The sequence below is a fragment of the Mesorhizobium sp. genome, from assembly GCF_004963255.1.
Lineage (GTDB): Bacteria > Pseudomonadota > Alphaproteobacteria > Rhizobiales > Rhizobiaceae > Mesorhizobium.
Genome location: NZ_SUGA01000014.1, coordinates 123815 through 140234, shown reverse-complemented (window position 1 = coordinate 140234; position 16420 = coordinate 123815). Strand labels below are relative to the sequence as shown.

Genomic DNA, 16420 nt, shown 5'->3' with positions numbered 1-16420 from the left:
CTCCCCTTCATTCCGGACCTACCGAATCACCAACTCAGTTCCGTGCAAAGCCCTCACAAGGGGAGAAGGGAAATCCTGCGTCTCATTTCACCTCGAATTGCGGGTCGAGCGGGATCTGCATCGCTGTCACCAGATGGTTCGTCTGCCCGGCGAGCCCGATGATCGACACCAGCTCGCCATGCTGCGCGTCGGTCATGCCCTTGGCCCGCGCGGCGGCGGTGTGCGAATGGATGCAGTAGGAGCAGCCGTTCGCAGTCGAGACGGCGATATAGATCATTTCCTTGGTCAGCGGATCGATGGCGCTGTCGGCGACCATCACCGCCTTGAGCTGCTCCCACACCCGCTTCAGCGCCGCCGGATCATTGGCCAGCCCGCGCCAGAAATTGTTGACGAAGTCGGATTTCCGCGTCGTGCGGATATCGTCGAACACGGCCTTCACCGCCGGGATCTTTTCGACCTCGGCGTCGCTGAGCAGTTTCGTGGTGGCCATGGCGCTTCCCTTCGTTTTTCTATGCCAGTTGATTGAATCGGACGCTCAACAGCCGCCGACAATCCATTCACTTAATTGGCGTATTCGCCGTTTACGTTGCAGACGGAACCGCCAGGGTGTGTCGAGATTCAGGTCAGGCCGAGTCGAAAATGATGGGCTCCGAGAACCGGAGCGGAGCGTACTTTCGTACGTGAGCACCGGAAGCGCAGGAGCCCACCATTTGCAGGCCGGCCTCACCTGAATATCGGCACACCCTAGTGCACCGCCGCGTACATAATCTTCTCCTCCGTCGCCTCCGCCGGCGAGAATTCCTCGACGATGCGGCCCTGGCGGCAGACGAGGATGCGGTCGGACAGGTTCATAATCTCCGGCAGGTAGGACGAGATGACGACGACGGCGAGACCCTCGTCGGCCAGCCGGTTGATGATCTGGTGGATCTCGGCGATGGCGCCGACATCGACGCCGCGCGTCGGCTCGTCGAAGATGACGATGCGCGGCTGCTGCACCAGCCCCTTGCCGATCACCACCTTCTGCTGGTTGCCGCCGGACAGCTCGACCACGCGCGCATTGTCGTTGATCGCCTTGATGTTGAGCGTCTTGGCCCACTCGGCCGAGAGCTGCCGCATTTCCTGCTGGTTGATCACCCAGGCCTTTTCGCGGCCGGCGGCAAGCAGACCGCCGAACAGGTTCTCGGAGATGCCCATCGTCTCGAAGATGCCTTCGCTCTTGCGGTCCTCGGTGACATAGACGATGCCGTCGGCCACCGCTTCCGCCGGCACCAGATAGCGCACCGGCCTGTCGTCGAGCTCGATCGCGCCGCCGCGCAAAAAATCGCGCTTGTAGATGCCCGACACGATCTTGAACGTCTCGGTGCGGCCCGAGCCGATGAGGCCGAACACGCCGGTGATCTGGCCCTCGAAGATCGAGAAGGAATTGTTGCGCACGATGTTGCTCATCGAGATGTCCTGCACCGAGAGCACTTTCTTGCCGGCCTTGCGCAATTTCGCCTCGTCGCGCTGGCGGTAGATCTGCCCCGACAGCGAGCGCCCGACCATGGCGGCGACGATCCTGTCGCGGTCGAACGCCGATGTCTCGTCGGTGAGCACCAACTCGCCGTCGCGCAAAATGGTGATGCGGTCAGCGATCATCAGCGCCTCTTCCAGCGCGTGGCTGATGAAGACGATGGAAACGCCGCGCGCCTTCAGCCGCCGGATCAGCGCGAAGAAATGGCGCTTTTCCTCCGGCGTCAGCGTCGCCGTCGGCTCGTCGAAGATGATGATCTCGGCATTGTGGTGGACGGCGCGCGCGATCTCGACCATCTGCCGCTTGGCCGCGCCGAGTGTCGCCACCATCGCGTTCGGGTCCACGGGAAAATTCAGCGACTGCAGGAATTGCTGCGCCGAGATGTAGGTGCCGCGCAGCCGGTTGAGGAATTTCTCCGTGCCGAGATAGAGGTTCTGCGCCACCGTCATCGACGGCACCAGGCTGGTCTCCTGGAACACCATGGCGATGCCCGCTTCAAGTGCTGCATGCGGCGAGGCGTAAGCCGTCTCGACTCCCTTGTGGAACATCTTGCCCGAAGTGGCGTCGACGACGCCGGCGATGATCTTGGTCAGCGTCGATTTGCCGGCGCCGTTCTCGCCGAGCAGCGCGTGGATTTCGCCCTTCCGCAGTTCGAAGCTGACGTTCTTGACCGCAGGCACGCCGCGATAGGTCTTGGTCACGTTTTCCAGACGGACGATCGGTTCCATCAGAAACCTCCCGTGATTGCGTCGTGCGCCAGCACGCAGTCGCCGCCTTTCGAGGCGATGAACAGGCGGCCATCCCGTTCGACCACGCTGCAGATGCCGTGGCGCGTGCCGTTGGCGCGGCTGTGCAGGCTGAACTGCGGCTGCAAGGTCCGGTCGAGCTTCACGACGAGCCCGTAGGAGCGGCTGGGCGACCACGGCTTATGGATGCCCATGGTGCGGATGCCGCCGCATTGCAGCGGCTCGAGGAAGCTGCGGTTGGAAGCCAGCGTCGGCGCGATCCAGTAGGCCGGCGGCACCTGATCGATCATGTCCTGGCGATAATGCGTTTCCTGCAGCACGAATTCGATCAGCCGGTTGCGTGGTGCAAACAGCGTCAGCCAGGCGCCACCATCGCCGGCCGGCGAAAGCCGCGCGGGATAGCCGGGCAGATGCGTCAGCACCGTCGAACGGTTCCCGTTCGAGCCGTCGAAACGCACGAGCTGGTGGCGCCAGCTTTCGCTCACCACCACGTCGTTGCGAATCGGATGCAGCCCGTACGGAAAAGCAATATCGCCGGCGATCCTTTGGAAACCGATCCCCCCTGCCCCGCACCGCCACAGCGAGCCGGACGCGCCCTTCTTCATCAGGTCGGCCGCCCATTGCGAAGGCAGGTGCTGCGCCGAGCCGTTGGCCAGCCACAGCGTGCCGTCACCGGCATAGGCGAGCGCGGTGATGCACCGTACTTCGGCCGGCAGCGAAACCTCCTTGCCGGCAATGAGCAGCTTGCCGCTTTCCAACCCGACCGTCAGCTCGCCCGCTGGCGACATTCCCAGCGCGGTGACGGGCGACTGAAACGTCTCGACCACTACGGGCTCCGAACCGGCCGCGATCGCAAGGACGGCATTGCCGCTGGAGACGAGCAGCCGGCCGTCGGCCATCAGCAGATTGTCCGGCTCGCTCAATTCGGCGAAGGCAGGCAGGTCGTCCAGCCGCGTGTTGGGACGGAAGGCGCCGTCGAGCGGCGGGATGGTTACCGCCTTGCCGCGAAAGACATCCAGGATCGGATCGAGGATCATGGTTTCGCTCCCCAATAGGAAGCGGGGCTGGTCCAGTTCGGGTCGGCGCCACCGATCTTATAGCGGCCGATGCGGTTGTTGAGGATGCCGCCGACGAACAGATAGCCTTTGTGCTCGCGCATCGAGGTGACCATGGGATGCGCCGCGCCCGAAAGATCGCCGAGCGTCTCGACGATGCCGCCCTTCTCGTTGAACTTCACCACGCCGCCGGTGTTGATGTTGGGAAACAGCCATTCGTCCTGCGGCAGGCGCCGTGTCATGCGCTTGCGCATGTCGGGATGGCGGAGCGACAGGTCGAAGCTCGGCGTGCGCATGCCGAGCCAGGCCATCCAGTAATTGCCGTCGGAGGCGCGGTTGATGTTGTCGGGATAACCCGGCATGTCGCGGATGACGCATTCGGCCGTTCCCGCCTTCGGTCCATCCAGCCAGTAGCGGTGCACGCGGCAGGCCCAGCTTTCGGCGAAGAACAGCGATTTGCCGTCATGCGCCATGCAGACCCCGTTGGTGTAGCGATAGCCGTCGAGCAGCGTCTTGGTCGAGCCGTCCTTCGGATCGTAGACCAGCAGACGTCCGGTGGCGCGGTTCTCGATCGAGTCCAGCGCCCAGTCATGCGCGTCATAGCGCTTGGTCGAGTCGGTAAAATAGATGCGCCCATCCGGCGCGATATCGCAATCGTTCGGGTCGCGCAGGCGCGCATCGTCGACGATCGAGGTCCAGGAGCGCGACGTTTCGGCCGAAAGGCGTTTCACCTCGCGCTCCGGCGAGACCGAATAGAGCCCCATGGCGCCGACGCAGCTGATCAGATTGCCCTTCTGATCGAAGGCAAGGCCCAGCGGAAAGCCGCCGATATGGGCAAAGACCTCGGAGCGCTTGTAGTCCGGCGCGAAGAAGCGAACGATCTCGCCGTGGCGCGTGCCGCAATAAAGATGATCGTCGCGGTCGAGGATAACATCTTCCGGTCCCTCCAGCTCGCCGAGCCCGATATGGTCCGCAGCCGACAGCCGGTTGTCGAGCTCGTAGGGCGTGCCGGAGCCGGGCGCGGCCGATTGCGTCTCGCCCATCTTGAGATAGACCGGCGCGACATAGACCTCGTTCAGCACCTTGTGGCGGTTCTTCAGCCAGCGGATGTCGATGGTGACGGCGACCGCGAGCAGGATGCCGAGCACCATCTGGTTGGTGCCGGTGCCGTAGCCTAGCCGGATCAGGCCGTTGGTCATGGTGAGCACGATGATGGCGCCCATCAGGCCCTTGACCACCGAGCCGCGTCCGCCGCCCAGGCTGACGCCGCCCACCACCGCCGCCGTCAGCGCCATGATTTCCAGGTTGAGGCCGGTGCCCGGGCCCGCCCCGCTCAGCCGGCAGGCGATGAGGAACCCGCCAATCGATGAGCAGAAGCCGGAAAAAACATAGGTCATGAAGACGGTGCGGCGCACGCGGATGCCGGCATTGTGCGCCGAGCGGCGGGAGCCGCCGACCGCGAGCACATGCCAGCCCGGCCGCGAGCGCGTCAGCGCCACATGCGTGAGGATGGCGAGGATGACGGCCAGCCAAACCGAGACCGACAGGCCCCAGAATGTCCCGTCGCCGATGAAATCGAGCACGTCGGACGAGGCCTGGGAAAGCTGCACGTCGGCGGCATAGGTGCTGACCAGTATGTCGAACAGCGCCCGCCCGAAGATGAAGGTGACCAGCGTGGTGAGAAAGGCGCGCAGCCTCAGATACCCTACGAGGTAGCCGTTGATGGCGCCGAAGACGAGCCCGGTGGCGAGCGCAGCGGCCAGGGCCAGCCAGATCGACTGCTCGAGGATGAAGAAGACATAGACGGCTGAGAAGCAGGACAGCGCGAAGATCGAGCCGACCGAGAGGTCGATGCCGCCGCCCAGCATCACCACCGTCATGCCGATGACGACCAACGAGAACTCGCCCAATTGGCGGGTCGACTCCTGCAGCGAGGTGAGCTTGAAGAAACCCGGAATGATCGAGCCGAACACGCCGAGCGTCGCCACCAGCGCCAGGAACGGTATCGCATTGTCTGTCCAGCGCTTGGTCAGGATCTCGCCGACCAGATGGTCGGGCACGAGATTGTATCGCCAAGCCTGGAGGCGTTCACGAAAAGTCATCGGCTGCTGCTGTCATTTCAACGGGAAAGAGGTGGCCGAAGCGATCCGACCACCTCGTGGGTACCGGCTGGAGGCGCGGCTTATTTCGCCGCGGCTTCCGCCTGCAGCGCCTTCAGGTCCCAGCAGCTGTCGGGTTTGAGGTCGGCCTTGGTCGTCGCCTTCTCCAGCGTGTAGATGTAGGTATGCGAGGTGCCGGCCGGCTGGCCGCTCTGCAGCAGGAATTTTATGATGGCGTTCATGTCGCCCGACTGGCGGGCGAGGTCGGTCATCACCACGGCGCCGTAGGTGCCGTCGTTCAGCTTGTCGCAGTCGGCCGCCTTCTCGCCGCCGCCGGTGGTGACCAGGAACACCTTGCCGTCGAGCTTGGCGTCGCGGATCGCGGCCGAGGCACCGGTGGCGTCGCCGTCCCAGAAGTCGATGATCGAGCAGATGTCGGGGTGCTGCTGCAGCATCGTCGTCGTCACATTGCGCGAAGTGGTCGCGTCCCAGTTGGAATCCGGCTTGGCGACGACCTGGAAGTCGGGATGCTTCTCCAGCACCTTCATGATGCCGGCATACTGGTAGAGGCTGGACGAGTTCGCCTGGTCGCCCTGCACGAGGCCGATCTTCTTGGACGAATTCTCGCCGCAGCCTTTGATAGCCGCTTCCGCTTCGAGCTGGCCGAGCTTGTCCCAGTCGCTGCCGACGAAGGCATCGGCGGGGAAGTTTGCGGGATTGTCGACCAGGATCACATAAGTGCCGGCGGCCTGCGCCTTCTTCATCAGCTTCGAATAGGAGTTGAGGTCAGGCGCGTGGATGATCAGAACATCCGGCCGGGTATCGGAAGCGATGGCGTCGGTGATCGCCTGCGCGCCGGCATCGACGACCCAGTTCGGATCGCGGGTCTCGAACGTGCCGCCCCAGGCCTCGACTTCCTTCTTCAGGTAATGCGCCCAGCCTTGCGCCAGGTCGAAGCCCATCGCCAGCGGCACCAGCATGACGCGCTTGCCGTTGAGCGCCTTGGCATAGGCGGCCGGGCCCGGATCGTCGGCGGCGAAGCTCGGCGCCGCGAAGGCGGTCACGGCGAGCGCCGTGGCGGCGGCCATCAATGTTCTGAGTAGTCTCATGTCACACCCTCTGGTTCGGTTTTCATTGCCGGGCGATCGTCGCGATCGCTCCGGGGTACCCCAGAGCAGATGGGCTGGCCCACCTGCTCTAAATGTCGCCCTGTTGCGCGGTCTGCTCGTCGCGCGGGTTAATGATGCCGTCGACGATGATGGCGCCCAGCAGGATCGCTGCCTTGATCAGGTTCTGGTAGAGCAGCGGAATGTCGATGATGGTCATGGCGTTGAGCAGGATGCCGATCAGCGCCGCTCCAACCAGAACGTTGCGCACCCCGCCCCTGCCGCCCGAAAGGCCGATGCCGCCGATCACCGCCACCAGCACGATGTCGTAGAGCAGCGTCGAATTGACGACGCGCGTGTTGATCGAATGCAGGCTGGCCGCCGTGAGCAGGCCGGCGATCAGCGCCACCACCGCCGAAAGCGCGTAGCGCAGCACCAGCATCGGGCGCACCGGAATGCCGATGTTGCGCGCCGCGACCGGATTGTCGCCGGCGAAATAGATGAAGCGGCCCCATTTGGTGTAGCGCAGAAACAGGAAGACCAGGAAGGCCAGTCCGGCGAAGACGAAGACCTCGACCGGGATGTCGAGGAAGCGCACGCCGCCCAGCAGCTCCACCCAATGGCCTTGCGGCACCGGCACGGCATCTTGCGTGATCAGTTGCGAGCGCACATAGCCGAACACGAAGGAGCCGGTGGCCAAAGTGACGAAGATCGCCGGCACGTCGGCATAGGCAACCAGAAAGCCGTTGAGCAGGCCGATAGCTAGAACGCCAGCCAGCACATAGGCGAAGGCCAAGCCGTCCGAGGTGCCGGTGTTGAGCAGTTGCAGGTACCAGGCGACCGACATCGCCATGATCGCCACTGCCGACAGGTCGATGCCGCGGCCGATGATGACGACCGCCATGCCGAGCGCCAGAATGCCGAGCACCGAGACGGAGCGGACGATGGCCACCAGATTGTCGGCGGTCAGGAACCCGGGCAGACTGAGCGCTGCGGCGGCGAACAAAAGGATGGCGATGGCAAAGACGATGCCTTCCTGATTAAGGCGCCTCCAGTTCGGCCAGCCGATCGCGTTCATCGCTTTGTCTTTCGCCCCGATGGCAAGGCCCTTAAAGGCCGCCACCCCGCACGAAAGCTAATCGGCTCAACAGCGGCTCGTCAAATGAATCCGCGTTCAAGAACCGCCCCTCTCCGATTATTTTCCGAGTGGACGCATCGATTGCCGGAACTGGCGCAATAGGCGGAAACTCTTGGGCTTTTTGGCAATCCGTTGCCCCAATCGCGCGGCCCGCGGAAGAACCCGTTCGAAGGCGACGCGGCCGGCGGAATTTGAGTCCGCGAAATCCCCCGGCGCGACCTCAATTGTTCGTCGAGTGCCCCGAAACCTCGGCGCCGGCATTGGCCGGCAGCACCAGGAAACGCATCGCCGCGGCAAGACCAAGCAGGCCGATCGCGACGAAGGTGATTCTGAAGTCGACGAGGTCGGGCAAGGCTTCGCCCCTGAAGATCTGCGACAAATTGAGGACCGCCGCCGCGATCGCCACGCCGAACAGCATCGAGATTTGCTGCAGCATCGAGGACAGCGTCGCCGCCGAGCTTCGCTGCGGCGCGCCGATATCGGCGAAGGCCAGCGTGTTCAGCGCCGTGAACTGCATCGAGCGCGTGAGACCGGCGACCAGCATCAGCGCCACCACCAGCACCTGCGGCGTCTGCGGCGAGATCGCGCCACAGGCCATGATCGCCAGCGATGCAATCGCCCCGTTCACCACCATCACGGTGCGGAAGCCGAAGCGCCTGAGCGTCGGTGTCGTGACCGTCTTCATGCCGAGATTGCCGAGGAAATAGGCCAGCACCAACAGGCCGGCATCGACCGGACGCAGCCCGAAGCCGACCTGGAACAGCAGCGGCAGCAGGAAGGGCGTGGCGTTGATGGCGACGCGGAAGACCGTGCCCGCCGCAAGCGTCGAGATCGCGAAGGTCAGCACCTTGAAGGCCGAAAGGTCGAGCAGCGGATGCCGGGCCCGCAAGAGATGGCGAACGGCGAGCCAGCCGATCACGATGCCAATGCCGATGAAGCCTATCGTCGGCAGCAGGCCGTCCTGCGGATGCGCCAGGCGTTCGAGCCCGTAAAGCATCACTGCAAGGCCGAGCGAGGTGAGGAAAAAGCCCGGCCAGTCGAATGGCTTCGCCTCGGAATCGCGGTCGCCCGGCACGAAGCGGGCGACCAGCGCAAGCCCGGCAAGCCCCAGCGGCGCGTTGATGAAGAAGTTCCAGTGCCAGGAGAGATAGGTGGTGATGAAACCGCCGAGCACCGGCCCGACCACCGGCGCGAACAAAGCCGGCCAGGTGATCAGCGCGGTGGCGTTGAGCAGCTCCGACTTTTCGGCGTTGCGCAACACCAGGATGCGGCCGACCGGCGTCATCAGCGCGCTGCCCAGGCCCTGCACGATGCGGGCGGCGACGAACTGCATCAGGCTCTGCGAAAAGCCGCAAGCGACCGAGGCCAGCGTGAACAGCGAGATCGCCAGGAGGAAAATATTGCGCGCGCCAAAACGGTCGGCAAGCCAGGCAGACAGCGGCACGAACACCGCCATGGTCAGCATATAGGCGGTGATGCCGATGCTCATCGCCACCGCCGGCACGCCGAAGGACTGGCCCATCTGCGGCAGCGACGTCGAGATGATCGTCGAATCGAGCAGTTGCATGAAGAAGGCGACCGCCACGATCAGCGCGACACGACGCGCCTGACGCGCGGAACCTGCGGACGGGGACACGGCTGCGTTGTCGGGGATGCTGGTCATGACGCGGTGGTTGAACAGCATAAGCCCAGTCCAGTCCAGAGCTTATCCAACAAACTTTCGTGTCGCCTCTCCGCCTGTTATGGAAGAGCGCGGGCCGGCCGAGGGAAACGCATGAAGCCTATCTACATCGACTACCTCAACGCTCTCGACATCGAAGCGCTTGCCATGACCGACGCCGAGATCATTGGCGCCGTCGAGGCCGGACTCGTCGCGCAGGGCAAGGGCCAGACCGTTATCGAGCCGCGCGTCCATCTCGAGCCGGATCCGTCCTTCCACGGCCACTTCAACGTGCTGCGCGGCTATGTGGCGCCGCTCGACGCCGCCGGCGTGAAGATCGTCGGCGACTATGTCGACAATTACATGCACGGCCTGCCGTCGGAATTCGGCATCCTCAATCTTTTCGATCCGCGTACCGGCACGCCGCGCGCCATTCTCGACGCCACCGTCATCACCGACATGCGGACCGGCGCGGTCACCGCCATCGGCGCCAAGCATCTGGCGAAGAAGTCATCCAAGGTGCTCGCCCATATCGGCGCGCGCGGCACCGCCTATTGGAACGTGCGGCTGCTCGACCATCTCTTCGACTTCGACGAGATCCGAGTCCATTCGCGTCAGCCCGAAAGCCGCGACGCCTTCGCCGCGAAACTCGCGGCCGACCTCGGCAAGCCGGTCCTGGCGGTGGCCGACTGGAAAAGCTGCGTCGAAGGCGCCGACATCGTCGTCGAGGCCTCGCGGCTGCCGGAGCCGCAGCCGCTGCTCAAGACCGAATGGATCAAGCGCGGCGCGCTGGTCGTGCCCTATGGCACGATGAGCGCGGTCGAGCTGTCGCTCACCGACATCATGCAAAAGATCGTCGTCGACGACTGGGGCCAGTGCAAGGGCGGCAAGTTCGGCTCGCTGCGCGCCCATGTCGAGACGGGCCGGCTGAGTGAGGCGACTTTGCACGCCGAGCTTGGCCAGATCGCGGCCGGCCTGAAGCCGGGCCGGCAAAGCGATGGCGAGACGATCCTGTTCTGGCATCGCGGCCTCTCGCTCTCCGACATCGCGCTCGGCAAGGCCATGCTCGCCAAGGCCGGCGAAAACGGCATCGGCCAGAGGCTGCGCTTCGCATGAGCCCGCTCGTTCTCACCGGCGCCGGCGTCAGCATCGAGGATGTGGTTGCCGCCGCGCGCAATGCCTGCAAGGTCGAGGTCACGCCACTGGTCATCGAGAAGCTCGGCAAGGCGCGAAAAGTCCTCGACGAGGCCGCGGCCGGCGGGCAGCATATCTACGGTCTGAACACCGGTCTCGGCGCCAATCTCGGCACAGCGGTGGAAGGTGATGCCAGCGCCTTCCAGCGTCAGCTTCTCGACGGACGCGGCGCCGCAGTCGGGGAAACCTTGCCGATACAAACCGTGCGAGCGGTGATGTTTGCCCGCATCGCCATGCTTTCGGCAGGCGGCTCCGGCCTCTCGCCGCATGTCTTCACCGCACTCGTCGAAGCCCTCAATGCCGGCGTCCATCCGGTCATGCCGTCGCTGGGCTCGATCGGCGCCGGCGACCTGGTGTTGATGACGGCGATCGCGCACACGCTGATCGGCGAAGGCGACGCTGATTACCAGAGCCGTCGCATGCCTTCTGCCAAGGCGCTGATGATGGCGCGTCTGGCGCCGGTCAGTCTGGCGCCGAAGGACGGTCTGTCGCTGATCAATGCCTCGGCGGTCTCGGCTGGCGCCGGCGCGCTGGCACTTGTCGACGTCCTGTCGGCGATGGAACAGCAGCAACAGGCCGGCGCGCTGACCATGGAGGCGCTCGGCGCAAATCGCACCATTCTGGACCCGCGCCTGCATGTAGCCCGCCCTGCGGCATGCCAGGCGCTGGCCGCAAAGACGCTGCGCGACCTGCTCGCGCGCGACCATGAACCGGCGCCGACTACCATTCAGGATCCGCTCTCGATCCGCTGCATGCCCTCGATCCACGGCGCGCTGATCCAGGCGATCGATCACGCCAGGCTGGCGGTCGAGATCGAGCTGAACGCGGCCGCCGACAACCCGCTGGTGCTTGCGGAGGACGCGCTCGTGCTGTCGACCGGCAATTTCCATACCTCGTCGCTGGCGCTCGCTTTCGAGACGCTTGGCTTGGCTATTGCGCAATGTGCGGCAGCCTGCGCCGCCCGTTTCATCCAGCTCACCGGCTCCAGCCGCCACGGCCTGCCAAAATATCTGTCGCCGTCCGGCGGCGCATCAGCCGGCTTCGTGCCGTTGCAGAAAACGGTCACCGCAATCCTCGCCGGCATCCGCCAGAAGGCCAATCCAGCAATGCTCGACTTCCTGCCGGTGTCGGAGGGCGTCGAGGATCACGCCACCCAGACACCGCTCACCATCGCCAAATGTGCCGAGATGATCGTGCTGTGGCGGCGTCTGATCGCCTTGGAGTTGATGGCGGCGGCCCAGGCCGTGGACCTGCGCGAAGGGTTGGTGCTGGCGCCGGCAACCGGGGTGATCCACGCAGCGGTCCGCTCTCATGTCTCGACGCTCAAGGAAGACCGGCCGCTGGGGACCAGCGCCAACACGCTTTACGCTGCGCTCGCCGACGGAACCTGGCGGGCCTAGTTTCGCCGTACCAAGAGCGTTTCACCGTTTCACGGAAACGCCGAACCGCTCTATCTCTTTGTTTGACGCAATTCCTGACGGAAAACCGCTCACACTTTTCCTGGAATTGCTCTAACGCCGCCCGCTCAAACCTTTGCGTCCACCTTCTTCATGAAGAGGGTGAGCTCGTCCGGATCCATGTGCACGATGTGCCTGTCTTCCGGATAGGCGCCGCTGTTGACGTCGGCGACATATTCGGAAAACGCCGCGATGCGCTCCTGCTGCAGCCGGTCATATTCGGCGGCGAAGTTGCGGTAGACCTTCGAGTGGCGCGGCATGTGACCGCGATTGGCGCCGAGAATATCCTCTGCAAACAGATATTGCGCGTCGCAACCCGTGCCCGCGCCCATCGACAGCATGATCAACGAAGTGCGCTCGGAGATCGCCTTCGCCACCTCCACCGGCACCACCTCGATCTCGGCGCCGATCGCCCCGGCGGCTTCCAACTGCTTCACCGCCTCGAACACCTGCATGGCCGTATCGGCGGTCTTGCCGACGGCCTTGAAACCGCCGGTCCAGGTCGCGCGAGAGGGAATGAGTCCGACATGGCCGATTACCGGAATGGCGTCGTCGGCCATGCGCTTGATCGTGGCATAGCCGGCGCTGCAATAGACCGCGTCCGCGCCGGCCTTGTAGAGCCGGAAAGCCCAACGCAGGAAATCGTCCGCCGTGCCGATCTCGAAGAAGTTCTCGCCGGGCATGGTGAAGAGGCTGGGCGCCGCGTCGCGATATTGCGGATTGAGCACCAGTTCCGGCGTCACCGAGACGATGTCGATGCCGGCGCGCTCGGCGGCCTCAGCCTCCTCCAGCGTCAGAACGCGCAGCATGGTCAATTGCCGCTTGCCCTTCATGGCGCGCACATCCGCGACGGTCGGTCTCTTTCGGCTCATCGGACTTCGGTTCCCTCCATGTGTTGCTGCGCGTTGCTGTCAGCCGATATCGATCATCACCTTACCGGCCTCGATCTTCACCGGATAGGTTTTGAGGTTGATGCAGACCGGCGCGCCCTTGGCCTGGCCGGTCTTGTAGTTGAAGCGGCCATTGTGCTTGGGGCATTCGATGATGTCGTCCATCACCAGCCCGTCGGCGAGATGCGCTTTCTCATGCGTGCAGAACCCGTCGGTGGCGAAGAAAGCGTCGTCCGGCGAGCGATAAATCGCGAAGCTGCGGCCGCCATGGTCGAATCGGATCACGTCCTCCTCGTCCACGTCATCGACCGCGCATGCTTCGACCCAGTCCGCCATCGTCTATCTCCGAGTTGCCGCAGCGCCTATTCGGCGGCCGCGGCCGTTATGTCGAGATCATGGAACTCGCCGCGATAGGGCTTGGCCGTCGGCGGCAATTCCCGCTTGAGGTAAAAATCCTCGTATTTCAGCTGCTTGAGCAGCACCGGCCAGACCTCGCGATAGGCGTGCCACATGGACGGGTTCGCCACCGGCAGATCGTGCTTGATCAGCTCATGCAGCTTCGGCAGCGCGTGGTAAGGCACCATCGGGAACATATGATGCTCCACATGGTAGTTCATGTTCCAGTAGATGAACCGGCTGACCGGGTTCATGTAGACGGTGCGCGTGTTGAGCCGGTGATCGGTGACGTTGTCGGCGAGCCCAATATGCTGCAGCAGCCCCGTCAGCACCATGTGCCAGGTGCCGTAGAGGCGCGGCAGGCCGATCAGCACCAGCGGTATCCATGATCCAAGCGCGATCGCGACAGTGATCGTCGCGGCGTAAACCACCATGTGCCAGCGCGCCGCGATCACCGCTTTGTGCTGCTCCATCTGCGGGATGTAGCTCTTCTCGTCCTCCGACAATGTGCCGAAGGCCTGGCGCAGCAGCGTCGGCAGCGAATAGCGGATGTCGAGGATGCCGGTGAAGGCCAGCGCCGCCTTGAGCAAATCCGGCGGCCGCATCACCGCGATCTCGGCGTCACGGCCGACGATGATGGTGTCGGTGTGATGGCGCGCATGGCTCCAGCGCCACTGCACCGGATTGCGCATCAGCATGAAGGAAGCGATGTGGTAGACGACATCGTTCATCCAGCGCGTGCGGAAGGCGGTGCCGTGGCCGCATTCATGCCAGCGCGAGTCGCTCGACGAGCCATAGAGCACGCCATAGACAAACAGGAACGGCACGACCCACCACGTGCCCCAGAACCAGACGATGCCGAGTGCCGAGCCCAGGACCGCGGCGATCCAGATGATGGTATCGCGGATCGCCGGCCCGTCCGAGCGCTGCATCAATTCCTTCATGGTCTTGCGCGGTACATCTGTGTGGTACCACTCGGCCGAGGCGAGCCCGGTCTCGATCGCCCTGCGCGTGCTTTCGCCAACAAGGCTGTAGTCGCGCTTGGTGCTGGAGGCCGTCGTCATCATCCCTCCCCGCAATCAAAGCCCGTTCGCGCGGAATTTGCCGTCGAGGAAAGTCTTGGCGCGCGGCACGTCGTCCTCGGTCAGATGCTCGATGATCACCGGGATGTTCGGATGCTTCTCGCTGAGCCGCTTGAGATAGAGGTCGTAGTTCAGCGCGCCCAGCCCCGGCGCCGGCAACTCGATCTCGCCGACGCCGCGGAAGGTCAGTCCCTCATGCGCGTCTGCGTCGCCGATATCGGCATGCTTTTCCGTCTTGTCGCTGCCCGAACGCTTCACGTCCTTGGCATGCGCGATCCTGATCTTGTCGGTCAGCGTGTCGAACACCTGGTTCAGCACCTGGTCCATGCGGTCGATATTGTGCGCCTCGAAATAGTTGGTCGGGTCCATCAGCAGGCCAAGGCCGGGATGGTCGACCTGCGCGAACATTTTCACCGTCTCCTCGACCGAACCGACGACGTTGTTGACATAGGTCTCGAGCAGGAACACCGCGCCGTGGTCGTAAGCCGTCCGGGCGAGGTCGGAGATCACCTTGCGGCATTCCTCGAAGCCTTCCTCGGTCTTGTTCTTGGGGTGATGCACCCAGTCGGACTCGGTGTTGTAGGTGCCGGTCTCCGAGATCACGTAGGGGGAACCGAAGTCTCGCGCGTTGCGGATGATCTCCTTCAGATAGGCAAGCCGCCTGTCCCGCTCTCCCTTGTCCGGATGGATGATGTTGGTGTAGCCGGACACGCAGCAGACCGGCAGGTTGTGGTCGCGAAACGTGTCGCGCACCTTCCTCGCCTTGTCCTTCGTGATCTGCCCGGCCGACAGGTCGATATCCTTGAAATGCAGGTCGAGCTGCACGGTGTTGAAGCCGAGCGCGCGGATGCGCCTTGCCGATTCCTCCAGCTCGTAGGGGAAATAGCCTGTGAAGATACCTGCCTGCATCATGAGGTGAAGTCCTCCGGGTAAGCGATTCAGTTGCCGCGTCTTTCGGCTGCCTCAGTCGACGCGGATTTCGGACAACTTGACGGTGCGGCCTTCGGACATCGACCGGTAGCCGGCCTCGACCAGCGCCATCGTCTTGACGTTGTCGGCGACGGAGAGCGCCGGCGGCGTGCCGGTCTTCAGCGCATGCTGGAGCTGTTCCATGACGCCAATGAAGGCATGGGGAAACCACATCGTCTCCCAGCTTGGGCTGACCCATTTCCCGCCCGTCGTCTCGGTCGAGGCATAGGTCAGCGTCGAGGCGACGCCCTTCGGCCAGCCAATGGTGCCCTTGGCAACACCCTTGGTACCGTCGACGCGCCAGGCGATATGCTGGTCGTCGTCATAGCCGTCCTGGCGCGGACCGGACCAGACATCCTCCAGCGATACCGCGAGCACGCCGGAAGGAAAGCGCAGCGTCGACACGGTGATGCCGTCGGAATGGTCGAATTTCGTGCGCGGGTCCTTGCGCGTCAGCGTGGTGATCTCGTCCGGATCGCCGAACAGTAAGCGCAGCACGTCGAGATGATGCACGCTCATATTGGCGAGCGTCAGCCGGTCGTAACCGGCCAGGAAGGTCTGCCAATGCGGGATCGCGTGCATGTCGATCTCGGCAAAGACGATCTCGCCGAGCGCGCCGCTGTCGATGATCTGCTTCAACACGCGCATCGACTGGTCGTAGCGCATGTTCTGGTTGACCGAGAGGATCTTGCCGGAGGCAGCCGCCTCGTCGCGCAGCCTCACCGCTTCCTCGACCGACAGCGCCAACGGCTTCTGAGCCAGGATCGCCTTGGTGTGCTTCTGCTTCAGCGCATGGCGGATCAGAGCCGGCTGCTGGTCGGGAGGAAAGGCAAGGTCGACGATCTCGACGCGGCTATCCTCGATCAATTGCTCCGGCGTGTCGTGGACGGTCGGGATCTGCCAGCGATCCGCCACCTTCGCGGCATTCGCCTTCGTGCGTGAGGCAATCGCCACGACCGGAAAGCCGGCCTGCGCATAGGCGGCGAGATGGCATTCGGCCATGATCATGCCGGCGCCGATGCAGCCGATCCGGTAGTCCTTGACCCGGACCTTTACGTCCGGCTCGAAACCCGTGCTCGCCATCCATTCCTCCCGTCGAGGACTGGATATAACGC

Annotated in this window: 14 protein-coding genes; 2 read left to right on the top strand and 12 right to left on the bottom strand. The window is 64.0% G+C overall.

What is annotated here, in order from left to right; all coding sequences use genetic code 11:
* Window positions 1-82: 82 nt before the first annotated feature.
* The 7 genes from E5X34_RS17015 to E5X34_RS16985 all read right to left on the bottom strand — a co-directional run bounded on the left by E5X34_RS17015 (window position 83) and on the right by E5X34_RS16985 (window position 9320).
* The gene (locus E5X34_RS17015) at window positions 83-490 is read right to left on the bottom strand and encodes a carboxymuconolactone decarboxylase family protein (protein ID WP_292566940.1); all 408 of its coding nucleotides are present in this window, start codon (window positions 488-490) and stop codon (window positions 83-85) included.
* 254 nt (window positions 491-744) lie between these two features.
* Entirely contained in the window at window positions 745-2241 is a 1497-nt protein-coding gene (locus tag E5X34_RS17010; protein ID WP_292566937.1) for a sugar ABC transporter ATP-binding protein, read from the bottom strand.
* Window positions 2241-3296 carry a hypothetical protein gene (locus E5X34_RS17005; protein WP_292566935.1) on the bottom strand — a complete coding sequence of 352 codons (1056 nt, stop codon included), beginning with the start codon at window positions 3294-3296 and terminating at the stop codon, window positions 2241-2243. The genes E5X34_RS17010 and E5X34_RS17005 overlap by 1 nt, the downstream gene beginning before the upstream one ends.
* On the bottom strand, window positions 3293-5416 hold the full coding sequence (locus tag E5X34_RS17000; protein WP_292566932.1) for an SMP-30/gluconolactonase/LRE family protein: 2124 nt from the start codon (window positions 5414-5416) through the stop codon (window positions 3293-3295). Before E5X34_RS17000 ends, E5X34_RS17005 begins: the two co-directional genes overlap by 4 nt.
* Before the next feature lie 80 nt (window positions 5417-5496).
* Window positions 5497-6522 (bottom strand): sugar ABC transporter substrate-binding protein, encoded by a 1026-nt coding sequence (locus E5X34_RS16995; RefSeq protein WP_042647576.1) that lies wholly within the window; start codon window positions 6520-6522, stop codon window positions 5497-5499.
* Window positions 6523-6610: 88 nt separating this feature from the next.
* Window positions 6611-7597 (bottom strand): ABC transporter permease, encoded by a 987-nt coding sequence (locus E5X34_RS16990; RefSeq protein ID WP_126083752.1) that lies wholly within the window; start codon window positions 7595-7597, stop codon window positions 6611-6613.
* A 280-nt stretch (window positions 7598-7877) separates the two neighbouring features.
* Window positions 7878-9320: a DHA2 family efflux MFS transporter permease subunit gene (locus E5X34_RS16985; protein WP_292566958.1), complete on the bottom strand. Its 1443-nt coding sequence runs from the start codon at window positions 9318-9320 to the stop codon at window positions 7878-7880.
* Between the two features lie 111 nt (window positions 9321-9431).
* Between E5X34_RS16985 and E5X34_RS16980 the strand changes: the two genes are divergently transcribed.
* Both E5X34_RS16980 and hutH read left to right on the top strand, forming a co-directional pair.
* Window positions 9432-10433: an ornithine cyclodeaminase family protein gene (locus E5X34_RS16980; RefSeq protein ID WP_292566928.1), complete on the top strand. Its 1002-nt coding sequence runs from the start codon at window positions 9432-9434 to the stop codon at window positions 10431-10433.
* The gene (gene hutH, locus E5X34_RS16975; protein ID WP_292566926.1) at window positions 10430-11911 is read left to right on the top strand and encodes a histidine ammonia-lyase; all 1482 of its coding nucleotides are present in this window, start codon (window positions 10430-10432) and stop codon (window positions 11909-11911) included. The genes E5X34_RS16980 and hutH overlap by 4 nt, the downstream gene beginning before the upstream one ends.
* A gap of 125 nt (window positions 11912-12036) precedes the next feature.
* Here hutH and E5X34_RS16970 read toward each other — a convergent pair whose 3' ends face one another.
* Genes E5X34_RS16970 through E5X34_RS16950 form a run of 5 tightly spaced genes read right to left on the bottom strand, consistent with a single transcriptional unit; the run spans window position 12037 to window position 16388 of the window.
* Window positions 12037-12840: a 3-methyl-2-oxobutanoate hydroxymethyltransferase gene (locus E5X34_RS16970; RefSeq protein WP_292566923.1), complete on the bottom strand. Its 804-nt coding sequence runs from the start codon at window positions 12838-12840 to the stop codon at window positions 12037-12039.
* Window positions 12841-12879: 39 nt separating this feature from the next.
* Complete coding sequence (locus tag E5X34_RS16965) at window positions 12880-13194, bottom strand: MocE family 2Fe-2S type ferredoxin (RefSeq protein WP_292566920.1); 315 nt, start codon at window positions 13192-13194, stop codon at window positions 12880-12882.
* Window positions 13195-13220: 26 nt separating this feature from the next.
* Window positions 13221-14318 carry a fatty acid desaturase family protein gene (locus E5X34_RS16960; RefSeq protein WP_292566917.1) on the bottom strand — a complete coding sequence of 366 codons (1098 nt, stop codon included), beginning with the start codon at window positions 14316-14318 and terminating at the stop codon, window positions 13221-13223.
* Window positions 14319-14333: 15 nt separating this feature from the next.
* Window positions 14334-15248, bottom strand: a complete 915-nt coding sequence (locus tag E5X34_RS16955) for a sugar phosphate isomerase/epimerase (RefSeq protein WP_292566914.1) — start codon at window positions 15246-15248, stop codon at window positions 14334-14336.
* 51 nt (window positions 15249-15299) lie between these two features.
* Window positions 15300-16388, bottom strand: coding sequence for a Gfo/Idh/MocA family oxidoreductase (locus tag E5X34_RS16950; RefSeq protein ID WP_292566911.1), 1089 nt, complete (start codon window positions 16386-16388; stop codon window positions 15300-15302).
* Between the last annotated feature and the right edge of the window lie 32 nt (window positions 16389-16420).

Bases quoted from the DNA above. Each gene is read 5' to 3' on its own strand.
- E5X34_RS16995 (WP_042647576.1), bottom strand. From the start codon at position 6,522: ATGAGACTACTCAGAACATTGATGGCCGCCGCCACGGCGCTCGCCGTG.
- E5X34_RS16985 (WP_292566958.1), bottom strand. From the start codon at position 9,320: ATGACCAGCATCCCCGACAACGCAGCCGTGTCCCCGTCCGCAGGTTCC.
- E5X34_RS16950 (WP_292566911.1), bottom strand. From the start codon at position 16,388: ATGGCGAGCACGGGTTTCGAGCCGGACGTAAAGGTCCGGGTCAAGGAC.
- E5X34_RS16970 (WP_292566923.1), bottom strand. From the start codon at position 12,840: ATGAGCCGAAAGAGACCGACCGTCGCGGATGTGCGCGCCATGAAGGGC.
- E5X34_RS17005 (WP_292566935.1), bottom strand. From the start codon at position 3,296: ATGATCCTCGATCCGATCCTGGATGTCTTTCGCGGCAAGGCGGTAACC.
- E5X34_RS17000 (WP_292566932.1), bottom strand. From the start codon at position 5,416: ATGACTTTTCGTGAACGCCTCCAGGCTTGGCGATACAATCTCGTGCCC.
- hutH (WP_292566926.1), top strand. From the start codon at position 10,430: ATGAGCCCGCTCGTTCTCACCGGCGCCGGCGTCAGCATCGAGGATGTG.
- E5X34_RS17015 (WP_292566940.1), bottom strand. From the start codon at position 490: ATGGCCACCACGAAACTGCTCAGCGACGCCGAGGTCGAAAAGATCCCG.
- E5X34_RS16990 (WP_126083752.1), bottom strand. From the start codon at position 7,597: ATGAACGCGATCGGCTGGCCGAACTGGAGGCGCCTTAATCAGGAAGGC.
- E5X34_RS16980 (WP_292566928.1), top strand. From the start codon at position 9,432: ATGAAGCCTATCTACATCGACTACCTCAACGCTCTCGACATCGAAGCG.
- E5X34_RS17010 (WP_292566937.1), bottom strand. From the start codon at position 2,241: ATGGAACCGATCGTCCGTCTGGAAAACGTGACCAAGACCTATCGCGGC.
- E5X34_RS16960 (WP_292566917.1), bottom strand. From the start codon at position 14,318: ATGACGACGGCCTCCAGCACCAAGCGCGACTACAGCCTTGTTGGCGAA.
- E5X34_RS16955 (WP_292566914.1), bottom strand. From the start codon at position 15,248: ATGATGCAGGCAGGTATCTTCACAGGCTATTTCCCCTACGAGCTGGAG.
- E5X34_RS16965 (WP_292566920.1), bottom strand. From the start codon at position 13,194: ATGGCGGACTGGGTCGAAGCATGCGCGGTCGATGACGTGGACGAGGAG.